Here is a 9,653-nt window from a genome sequence, read left to right as displayed (position 1 = left end):
GCCCCTGCGCCGGCCTGACCCTCTACGCAGTCCTGCGCGAACTCCAGAAACTGCTGGTCGTCTGGGCCGGTGTCTGCCACACCTGCCAACGCACCTTCGACAACACGAGCTAACAAAGCCCTACTAGGACCGGGTGCTCGCCGGGTGATGGCCCCGGTACCAGTCGACGGTCGCGGCGATGCCCTCGTCCCAGCCGGTCGGGGGCTGCGGCCCGAAGGTCCGCTGGAACTGCCCGTCGTCGACGGTCCACGGGCGGTCGTACTGGTACCAGATGTCGGGCAGTTCGCCCGCGGACCGGTCGAAGAGCCCGACGAGCCGCATCATCGCCCGAGGGGTGGCGCTGATCCGGACCGGTCGCCCGGCGGCGGCACCGATGCGGTCGACGAATTCGCGCGGGGTCAGCGCGGGTGCGGCGGGCAGGATCCAGGCGCGTCCGTCGGCGGCGCCGTGGTCGGCCAGGGTGATCAGGCCGCGGGCGATGTCGGGCAGATGGTGCAGGGCGTGCGGCACGTCGACCCGGCCCGGCCACCGCACGGCCTTCCCCGCCAGCACGGCGCCGAAGACGGTGTCGCCGGCGGTGCTCGCGATGGTCCCGGGGCCGTAGTAGTCGCTGGCCCGGCCGATCGCGACGCGGAGGGTGCCGCGCCGGTGCGCGTCGAGCAGTTGGTCGGCGAGCCGGAGCCGGACAGCGCCCTTACGGCTGGTCGGCTGCTGCGGCGTGTCCTCGGTCAGCGGGCCCGTGGGCGGGGCGTAGGCGTAGAGGTTGTCGGCCAGCACCAGCTTCGCCCCGGCAGCCGCCGCGCCGATCAGCGCGGCCTCGTTGAGCGCGGGGAAGTCCTGGGTCCAGCGGTGGTAGGCGGGCTGCGCGCAGTGGTGCACGACAGCGGCCCCTGCGCAGGCTGCTCGGGACCCGTCCGCGGTGGAGACGTCGGCGGCCACGGCCTCGACACCGGGCGGCAGGTCGGTCCCGAGGCGACGGGACACCGCCCGCACCCGGCGGCCCTGGGCGGCGAGTTCGCGTACCAGGGCGCGGCCGATGCCGCCGGTGGCTCCCAGGACGACGTGCAGGTCGGAGACAGGCATCGATCCCCACTTTCTGCGACTATGGATCGCGATGTGAACAGTGTTTGCACACTACAGTGGTCGCTCGTTCTTCTGCAAGCACTGTTCGCAACGAGTACTGTGCTCGCATGAGGAGGCCCCCGCCGACCCGGCGGGAACGGGTGCGGGTGCAGACGATCGGTCAGATCAAGGAGGCCGCCCTCGACCAGCTGCGGAACGTCGGGGCCGCGCAGCTGTCCCTGCGGGCCGTTGCCGGCGCGATGGGGATGAGTCCGGCCGGCCTCTACCGCTACTACGCCAGCCGCGATGACCTGCTCACCGCACTCATCGCCGACGGGTTCGACGCCCTGGCCGCCGCCGTGGCGGTGGGGCGGGTCGGGCACGAGGACGCTGACGTCGCCGAGCGGCTGCTCGTCGGCTTCGCCGCGTTCCGCCGCTGGGCGATCGAGCACCGCCACGAGTTCGGCCTGCTCTACGGCGACCCGATCCCCGGCTACGCCGCCCCGGAGGGCGGGTCGACGCACGCGGCTAGCCACCGGGTGGGGGAGGCGGTGCTGGCGCCGGTGGTCGACGCGTGGCGGGCCGGTCGGCTGCGAATCCCATCGCGCCCGGCCGGCACGGACGACCCCGCCACCCGCCGGTGGGCGGCCGCGCTGGACCCGGAGCTACCGACGGAGGCCGCGGCCGTGGTCATGGGCGGGTGGACCCGCCTGCACGGGCTGGTGATCCTCGAGGTGTTCGGCCACCTGCGGTGGCTCGGTCCCGACAGCGGTCCGCTCGCCGCGGCCCAGCTGCGGGCGCTGGTCGCCGAACTCGTCGCGCCCGCCTGAGGACGCTTTCGCAGAGGTGGGGCACCTCCGCTCTCCGCACCCGCGTCCGCGTCGTTCGACGGCCATGTCGAGGGGGCCCATGACGGCGGAGACGGGTGGCCCACGGGGTCGAGGACACGGACCCTCGACACTCGTCATGGGATCGTGCGGGCCAGGACGGATGTCAAGTGATCGAGGGTGCAGCTGCTCTCGGCCGAGCTTCCGGCGGACCTGGTCAACTGTTCTCCGGTGAGCAGACCGCCGGCCGCTTCGCGATGCTGGACATGCTCATCCCGCCGGGGGGCGGACCTCCCCCACCCGGCACGACTTCGAGGAGTGCTTCCGCGTCCTCGAGGGCTCGGTAGAGGTGCGGGTGGGCAGCCTCCAGTGAGGCGGAGCGCGAGGAGCGGGTGCGACGAGCCGTCGAACTCGCTCCGGAGTACGGCATGGAATTCGTGCTCCCACCCGAGGAGTAGGGCGGGGTCATCGCCTGCGGCGGGGTGCCGCCGAGCGGGGCGGCGACGAACGCATGTGGTCGCGCACCGGCGACAGCAGGTCGGCCAGGGCTTCGGTGTCCGCGCGCGTCAGCGGCTGGAAGAGTTGGCGACTGACCACTTCGACGTGACCGGGGAGCACCTCGGCCAGCAGCGCCCGCCCGGCGTCGGTGATCGTGACCGTGACACCCCGTTCGTCGTCCGCGGAGGGCGTGCGCGTGACCAGTCCGGCCTTCTCGAGGAGCCCGGCCTGGTAGGTCAGGCCGCTGCGGCTGTAGACGACGCCATCGGCCAGGTCGGTCATCCGTTCGCTGCCCGTCGGTGAGTCGAGACCCAGCCGGGCCAGGAGCTGGAACTGCACATAGCTGAGGTCGCCGGCCTCGCGCAGCTGCTGCTCGACCGCGTGCCGGAGCAGGCCCGCCACCTCCATGAGGGCGAAGTACACGCCCAGTTGCACGGCGTCCAGGGACGGCCGCCTGTCGGTCACGTCGCCACCATAACAGTTGCTTCAAATTCTCAGCACTTGCTTTGCCTTCGAAGCACTGCTAGCGTACATCCAGTGCTTCGAGTTCGAAGCACACGTCGATCGAGAGCGAGGGCACCAGCCATGAAGGCAGTGCGATTCCACGAGTACGGCGACCCCGACGTCCTGCGCTACGAGGACGTCCCCGAGCCCGTCCCCGGCGCCGGGCAGGTGCGGATTCGTGTCGCCGCGACGACGTTCAACGGCGTCGAGGGCAACATCCGCGCGGGTCTCATGCAGGGTCCGATGCCCCTGACCCTGCCGCACGTCCCCGGCCTGGACGTCGCGGGAACGGTCGACGCACTCGGCGAGGGCGTGAGCGGCCTCGCCGTCGGTGACGAGGTGGTCGGCTTCCTCCCGTTCGTCGTCGACGGCGCCGCGGCGGAGTACGTCCTCGCCCCCGCCGAGAGCCTGGCGCCCGCTCCGACGAGCATCCCGCTCGCCGACGCGGCCGCGCTGCCCCTGGTCGGGCTCACCGCGTGGCAGGCCCTGTTCGACCACGCCGAGCTGAAGCCCGGGCAGCGCGTCCTGGTCAGCGGTGCCGGCGGAGCCGTGGGCGGCTACGCGGTACAGCTGGCCAAGGCGGCAGGCGCCGACGTGATCGCCACCGCCAGCCCCCGCAGCAGCGGGCAGGTCAGGGCGGCGGGTGCCGACGAGGTCGTCGACCACACCACCACCGAGGTGACCACCGCGGTCACCGAACCGGTCGACGTCCTGCTCAACCTCGCGCCGATCGACCCCGCCCGGTTCACGGCGCTGGCCGCCCTGGTCCGCGACGGCGGCGTCGTGGTCAGCACCACCGTGTGGATGCCCGCCCCGGCCGACGAGGAACGCGGCGTGCGCGCCGTCGACATGTTCGTCCGCAGCGACGCCACGCAACTGTCGGAACTCGTGGCGCGCGTCGACCGTGGCGAGCTCACCGTCGACGTCGCCGAGCGCGTCCGACTGGCAGACCTGGCCTCGGTCCACGCCCGGGCGGCTGCGGGAACCCTGGCGGGCAAGGTCATCGTCCTCCCGGCCTCGGCCTGACCCACCGTCCGGCAGGCGTCGAACACCACTCGCGAGGAGCTGACATGCCCTTCACCCTCGACCCCGAGATCGCTGCGGCACTGGCCCCGATGGCGGGCTTCACCCCGCCGCCGGTAGGCGATGTCGCCGCTCGTCGTGCCGTCTGGGAGCCCATCATCGGCGCCGCGGGCACGGCCCAGCCCGTGCCCGGCGACGTCGAGACCACCGATCACCACGCGACCGCCGACGACGGCGCCCAGGTCCGGATGCGCTGGTACACCAAGGACGGCGCGACGCCGGGCTCGGCCGTGCTGTTCTTCCACGGCGGCGGCTACATCTTCGGCCACATCGACCTGTTCGACGGGCCGGTCTCCCGCTACGTGTCCGCCAGCGGGGTGCCGATGCTGTCGGTCGAGTACCGCCGCGCGCCCGAACACCCCTACCCGACCCCGCTCGAGGACGCGTACACCGCGCTGCGGTGGCTGCACGAGCACGCCTCCGAGCTGGGCGTCGACCCCGCGCGGATCGGCGTCATGGGCGACAGCGCCGGGGGCGGCCTGGCGGCAGCCCTCACGATCCTCACCCACGAACGCCGCGGCCCCGGGATCGCCCGGCAGATCCTGCTCATGCCGATGCTCGACGACCGCACCACCACCCCCGACCCCCACATCGAGCCCTACCTGCTCTGGTCCTACGACGACAACCGCACCGCATGGCCGGCGCTGCTCGGTGCGGCCGCCGGCGGCCCCGACGTCCCGGCCACCGCGGCCCCGGCCCGCCTCGAGGACGCCTCCGGCCTCCCGGCGGCCTACATCGAGGTCGGCCAGCTCGACGTCTTCCGCGACGAGGACACCGCCTACGCGACCACGCTCAGCCGCGCCGGCGTGCCCGTGGAGTTCCACCTGCACCCCGGCGCCCCGCACGAGTTCGACTCCATCGCCTTCACCTCCGACGTCGCGCGCCGCGCCATCGCCGACCGCGTCCGGGTGCTCAAGTCGATCTGAGCTGGCAATTCCTGGTCGCGATGCAGGCCCGGATCGCGCAGGAGGTGGCGCCAGCAACCAACGCGAACTCCCGGACGAATTACCTGTTCAACGAGTCAGATAACCGCACATCATGCGGCGACACTGCAGAGGGAGTGCCAATGAGCGACAAGAAGATCATTGCCGTGCTGGGTTCGACGGGTGCGCAGGGGGGAGGCCTGGTCAGGGCCATTCTGGACGACCCCGACGGTCCGTTCACCCCTCGCGCCGTCACCAGGGACGCCGGCTCGGCCAAGGCCCGCGCGCTGGCCGAACACGGCGTCGACGTGGTGCAGGCGAGCCTGGAGGACGAGAACTCCCTGCGGACGGCGTTCGAGGGCGCCCACGGCGTCTACGTGGTGACCAACTTCTGGGAGTCCATGGCCGCGAACGTCGAACTGGCGCAGGCTGCGACGGCCGCGCGTGCCGTGAAAGCGGCGGGCGTCGCCCACGTCGTGTGGTCGACCCTGGAGGACACGCGCGAGGTCATCCCGGTGTCCGACGCGCGGGTTCCGGTGCTGCAGGACCGCTACACGGTCCCGCACTTCGACGCCAAGGCCGAGGCGGACGCCTTCTTCCGCGACTCGGGCGTTCCCACGACCTACCTGAGGACCACCTTCTACTGGGAGGGTTTCACGCAGGGGTCCGGACCGCGGCGGGGCGAGGACGGACGGCTCGTGCTCATGTTGCCGCTGGGTGAGGCCAGGCTGGCGGGTATCGCGGCGGAGGACATCGGTCGCACCGCCTACGGCGTGTTCGCCGCCGGCGACGAGTACATCGGCAAGACGGTGAGCATCGCCGGTGAGCACCTGACCGGCGCGCAGTTCGCAGCGGCGTTCGCCGACGCGCTGGGCGAACCGGTCGACTACCGCCCGCTCACGGCCGACCAGTTCCGCTCGCTCGGGCTGCCCGCAGGTGACGAGCTCGGCAACATGTTCCAGTTCTACGTCGAAGGCGAGCACGACTTCGTGGGCGCGCGCGACCTGGATCTGGTCCGCACCCTCAACCCCCGACTGAAGACCTTCGGCAGCTGGCTGGCCGAGCACGTCGAGGCGGTCAAGCCGGCATGACCACCATGTCGTGCTCCACGCCGACAACGCCGACAACGCCGACCTGTCGCTAGCCCGGCGCCTTCATGCCGGTGTGGCCGTGGAGGTGTGTCGAGCAGCTGAAGGCGCTCCTGAACAGCACGGATGTGACTTGCGAAGGTCCACGTCCGCCACGAACCAGGAGCACCTCTTCGTACTTCTCCGCGGCGGGGTCACCGTGGCGGCCGGCGGCTGACCCGCGCTACTGTGCCCCCCAGGCGTGCGGGACGCCTCCGGGTCCGCGGGAAGGGCACAGCCCACCTGATACCGCGGTGATCTTCGACCAGTCACCTCCTCTTCGGCCTGATCGGCGGACCGCAGGCGCGGAGAAGGAGATCGCGATGCCGACCATCCCGTTGCCCGAGCGGCCGAGCGTCGAACAGTTGAAGAAGCAGGCGAAGGCCCTGCAACGGGCGGTCAGGTCGGGAGATCCGCGGGCCGTGGCGCTGATCGCGGAGCACCACCTGGGCAGCGTCGGACCGCTGGCGGGATTTCCGCTCGGCTCCGCGCAGCTGGTGACGGCCCGGCGGTACGGCTTCGCCAGCTGGTCCCGGCTGCGGCGCCACCTCGAAGACCGTGTCGTGGACGACCGCGTCGTGCCCATGCCCCCGGTCCCGGCCGGCCGGTTCTCCCTGACGGTGGAGGACCGCTACGGGGTCCGGGCCGACTGGGTGTCCGCCGACGACATCGAACGGTGTGCCCGGGCCGCGACCGACGCGCACCCGGATCCGGCGCAATGGCGACCTGTCCTGACAGCTCGACAGAACGGGGTCAGGGTGGTCGCGTTCAGCAGCCCGGCCGGGCCGCTGTTCGGCGAGCTCACCCCGACCACGGTCACCCTGTCCCGGACCGCTCCGATCCACGCCGGCGGCGAGGCGGCGCCGGCCGAGGTGCTGTTCCACACGACGTTCGGCACGCTGGCAGGCCCGGTGTCACCCGAGGTCACCAGGCTGGGACTGGAGCGGCCCGCTGACCGGAAGGCCCGGGAGGCCGCGGTCGTCGCAGGGGGCGTGTTCGTGGTTCCGAACGCGTTCAGGGTCACGCCGGCCGGCCTCGTCGTCCGCGTCAACGGCGCCAGGGTCGGCGACCTCGTGCCGTTGGACGCGCTGCCCGACCGGGCCGTGGGCGTGGTGGACCGGCCCGCCCCGCGGGCCGATCGCGACTCGCCGGCCGGGCGCCGGTTGGCCGCGGTCATCGCGGCGGCCGACGCACCGCCGGTCGTCGATCCCGATCAGTGGGTGCCTGGAGTGCACGCGCAGCTGACCGCGGCGGAACGGATCCAGCTGGGTCGGTACGGACGGCTGCTCGCCTGGCACCTGACCGGTGCGGACGAGCCGGAGGACCCGTTCGTGTTCGACTTCGGACCCCGGTACGGGCCGGTCCAGGACTTCGCCGTCCGCGGCGCCACAGTGGCCGCAACCAGGCTGTACTACGACTTCCACGACAACCGCAGCGGTGCCCTCGCGGTGGTCGGACTGGTCGATGACCCCCGGGTGGCGTCGATCGTCCTGCACGGTGAGCGACAACCGTCACTGGCGGCGCGGATCGCCGGGGGAACCTTCCTCATCTGTGGGCCGGAGCTCACCGAGCTGAGCGAGCAAGGCCGCGTCATCGATCGCCTCACCGTCCGGGACTCCGCTGGGACCGTGCTGGAGGACGTGCCGTACCAGCAGTGACGCCTCACGATCAGGAGCGTCCCGCTGACGTCAGTGGTTGAGTCCCGCGCCCACACGGTCAACCGGCCGTCGTCACGGGGTGCTGGGGGTGACTGTACGAGCGCCGCCTTCGGGACTGTTTCCCGTCGTGCGAGAAAGGGAACCGACCATGGTGGCCGGATGGGGGCGTCTCGTGTCGGCGCTGATCACCGCCGTGCTGCTGCTGGCAGGGTGCGGAACGGTCCGGATCCCAGCCGACCCCGACGGCACGTTGGACCGCGTCCGCGGTGGGGTGCTGCGGGTGGGGGTGTCCCCCCACGAGCCGTGGACCACCCTCACCACCGGTGAAGAACCGGGAGGCATCGAACCGGACCTGGTGCGCGGCTGGACGGCCGGGCTGGGCGCCCGAGCCGTCTGGACCGTGGGCGGTGAGCAGGCGCTCGTGCAGGCGATGGAGCGCGGCGAGCTCGACCTCGTCATCGGCGGCATCACCGCGGACACCCCCTGGACGGACATGGCCGCGATCACCCAGCCGTTCACCACGTCGCAGGGTCCGGACGGGCCGCAGGAGCACGTGATGCTGGCGCCGATGGGGGAGAACGCGTTCCTGGTCGAGCTGGAGCGCTACCTGCTGGCGCAGGAGGTGCAGGTGTGACGGCGCGCTTCGGGAGCACGGAGCTGCCCGAGGCGCAGGAGCGCTGCCTGCGCCGGGCCGTGCGGCTGCAGTGGGTCTCGATCCTGTTCCTGGTGAGCGCCACGGTGCTGGTGTACGTGGTGCTGGGCAACTCGCAGGCGATGAAGGCAGCCTGGATCGAGGACCTCCTGTCGTTCGCGCCGCCGCTGGCGTTCCTCATCGCGGTGCGGGTGAGCAAGCGGCTGCCGAGCCGGCGGCACCCCTACGGGCTGCACCGCTCGATCGGCGTCGCGCACCTGGTGGCGGCGGTCGCGCTGGTCGCGATGGGCGGCTACCTGGTGGTCGACTCGGGGATGAAGCTGCTGACCGCCGAGCACCCGCCGATCGGTGTCGTGGAGCTGTTCGGCACGACGGTGTGGCTGGGCTGGTTGATGATCGCGGCGATGGCCTACACCGCCGTGCCGCCGGTGATCCTCGGGCGGCTGAAGATGCAGCTGGCCGACGAGCTCCACGACAAGGTGCTCTACGCCGACGCGAAGATGAACAAGGCCGACTGGATGACCGCGGTGGCCGCGATGGTCGGGGTGTTCGGGATCGGGCTGGGGCTGTGGTGGGCCGACGCGGTCGCGGCTCTGCTGATCTCGGGCAGCATCCTGCACGACGGGGTGCGGAACGTGCGCGGGGCGGTGCGTGGACTCATGGACGCGCGCGCCACGACCTACGACGACGCGCAGCCGCATCCGTTGACCGACCGGATCGACGAGCTCGTCGCGGGGCTGCCCTGGGTGGGGCAGGCCCGTTCCCGGGTGCGCGACGAGGGCCACGTCTTCCACGTCGAGGTGTTCGCCGTGCCGCACCCCGGTGTCTCACCGACGATGGACGAGCTGGAGCAGGCGCGCCGCGCCATCGACGAGCTCGACTGGAAGTTGCACGACGTCGTCGTGGTACCCGTGACCCGGCTGCCCACCGAGTTGCTCGCCTGACACCCGACCCCATCCGGCGACTACCGGCGCTCGATGGCAGTGGCTGGGGGAGGAGCCGCGGCCGCGGATGAGCCGGATCCGCCCTCACGGCGCCGACCAGCGGATCTATCCTCTTCGCTTCGAGCGCGTGGAGAAGTTGACGGGGCAGAACCTCTGCTCAGCTGCTGCGGTGGTGAAGAGGTCGACGTCGTCGGAGGGGCGTTGGGCGAAGCCGCGTTCGATCTGGGAGATCGGCGAGGTGTGCAGCCCGAGCCAGCTCAACGAGCGGGCGAGGCGGGAGCGGTCCACGTCGGCACGAGCCGCCCGCGCATCGCAGGGGCGGTCATCGCCGGGGAAGCGGTTGCCATCGTGTGGAAGGGTATGCCCGTGACGCGC

The 9,653-nt window shown here is 71.9% G+C and carries 10 protein-coding genes; 7 read left to right on the top strand and 3 right to left on the bottom strand.

The features are described 5' to 3' along the window. Positions 1–123: 123 nt before the first annotated feature. A complete protein-coding gene (locus KDL28_RS32725; RefSeq protein ID WP_252444810.1) occupies positions 124–1,083 on the bottom strand; it encodes an NAD-dependent epimerase/dehydratase family protein in 960 nt (319 codons plus the stop codon). 107 nt (positions 1,084–1,190) lie between these two features. On the opposite strand from KDL28_RS32725, the gene KDL28_RS32720 reads away from it, so the two are divergent. Then, the gene (locus tag KDL28_RS32720) at positions 1,191–1,892 is read left to right on the top strand and encodes a TetR/AcrR family transcriptional regulator (protein WP_252444808.1); all 702 of its coding nucleotides are present in this window, start codon (positions 1,191–1,193) and stop codon (positions 1,890–1,892) included. A 462-nt stretch (positions 1,893–2,354) separates the two neighbouring features. Here KDL28_RS32720 and KDL28_RS32715 read toward each other — a convergent pair whose 3' ends face one another. Further along, positions 2,355–2,852, bottom strand: coding sequence for a MarR family winged helix-turn-helix transcriptional regulator (locus tag KDL28_RS32715; protein WP_252444806.1), 498 nt, complete (start codon positions 2,850–2,852; stop codon positions 2,355–2,357). Between the two features lie 120 nt (positions 2,853–2,972). On the opposite strand from KDL28_RS32715, the gene KDL28_RS32710 reads away from it, so the two are divergent. The 6 genes from KDL28_RS32710 (at position 2,973) to KDL28_RS32685 (ending at position 9,278) form a co-directional block, all read left to right on the top strand. Next, positions 2,973–3,917, top strand: a complete 945-nt coding sequence (locus KDL28_RS32710) for an NADP-dependent oxidoreductase (protein ID WP_252444804.1) — start codon at positions 2,973–2,975, stop codon at positions 3,915–3,917. A gap of 44 nt (positions 3,918–3,961) precedes the next feature. Next, complete coding sequence (locus KDL28_RS32705) at positions 3,962–4,900, top strand: alpha/beta hydrolase (protein ID WP_252444802.1); 939 nt, start codon at positions 3,962–3,964, stop codon at positions 4,898–4,900. 140 nt (positions 4,901–5,040) lie between these two features. Next, a complete protein-coding gene (locus KDL28_RS32700; protein ID WP_252444801.1) occupies positions 5,041–5,988 on the top strand; it encodes an NmrA/HSCARG family protein in 948 nt (315 codons plus the stop codon). Positions 5,989–6,278: 290 nt separating this feature from the next. Then, positions 6,279–7,682 carry a hypothetical protein gene (locus tag KDL28_RS32695; RefSeq protein ID WP_252444799.1) on the top strand — a complete coding sequence of 468 codons (1,404 nt, stop codon included), beginning with the start codon at positions 6,279–6,281 and terminating at the stop codon, positions 7,680–7,682. A 148-nt stretch (positions 7,683–7,830) separates the two neighbouring features. Continuing rightward, positions 7,831–8,316, top strand: a complete 486-nt coding sequence (locus KDL28_RS32690; RefSeq protein WP_252444797.1) for a transporter substrate-binding domain-containing protein — start codon at positions 7,831–7,833, stop codon at positions 8,314–8,316. Next, positions 8,313–9,278 carry a cation diffusion facilitator family transporter gene (locus KDL28_RS32685; protein WP_252444795.1) on the top strand — a complete coding sequence of 322 codons (966 nt, stop codon included), beginning with the start codon at positions 8,313–8,315 and terminating at the stop codon, positions 9,276–9,278. The genes KDL28_RS32690 and KDL28_RS32685 overlap by 4 nt, the downstream gene beginning before the upstream one ends. Before the next feature lie 105 nt (positions 9,279–9,383). On the opposite strand, the gene KDL28_RS32680 is transcribed toward KDL28_RS32685, so the two are convergent. After that, on the bottom strand, positions 9,384–9,566 hold the full coding sequence (locus KDL28_RS32680; protein ID WP_252444792.1) for a hypothetical protein: 183 nt from the start codon (positions 9,564–9,566) through the stop codon (positions 9,384–9,386). Positions 9,567–9,653 lie beyond the last annotated feature (87 nt).

This window comes from Pseudonocardia humida (genome assembly GCF_023898865.1).
In the GTDB taxonomy this organism is placed as follows: Bacteria; Actinomycetota; Actinomycetes; order Mycobacteriales; family Pseudonocardiaceae; genus Pseudonocardia; species Pseudonocardia humida.
The sequence above is the reverse complement of the archived record's forward strand: the minus strand, read 5'-3'. Positions and strand labels throughout refer to the sequence as shown.

Excerpts from the sequence above, each read along its gene's own strand:
- KDL28_RS32725 (WP_252444810.1), bottom strand. The coding sequence starts at position 1,083 with ATGCCTGTCTCCGACCTGCACGTCGTCCTGGGAGCCACCGGCGGCATC.
- KDL28_RS32720 (WP_252444808.1), top strand. The coding sequence starts at position 1,191 with ATGAGGAGGCCCCCGCCGACCCGGCGGGAACGGGTGCGGGTGCAGACG.
- KDL28_RS32710 (WP_252444804.1), top strand. The coding sequence starts at position 2,973 with ATGAAGGCAGTGCGATTCCACGAGTACGGCGACCCCGACGTCCTGCGC.
- KDL28_RS32705 (WP_252444802.1), top strand. The coding sequence starts at position 3,962 with ATGCCCTTCACCCTCGACCCCGAGATCGCTGCGGCACTGGCCCCGATG.
- KDL28_RS32700 (WP_252444801.1), top strand. The coding sequence starts at position 5,041 with ATGAGCGACAAGAAGATCATTGCCGTGCTGGGTTCGACGGGTGCGCAG.
- KDL28_RS32690 (WP_252444797.1), top strand. The coding sequence starts at position 7,831 with ATGGTGGCCGGATGGGGGCGTCTCGTGTCGGCGCTGATCACCGCCGTG.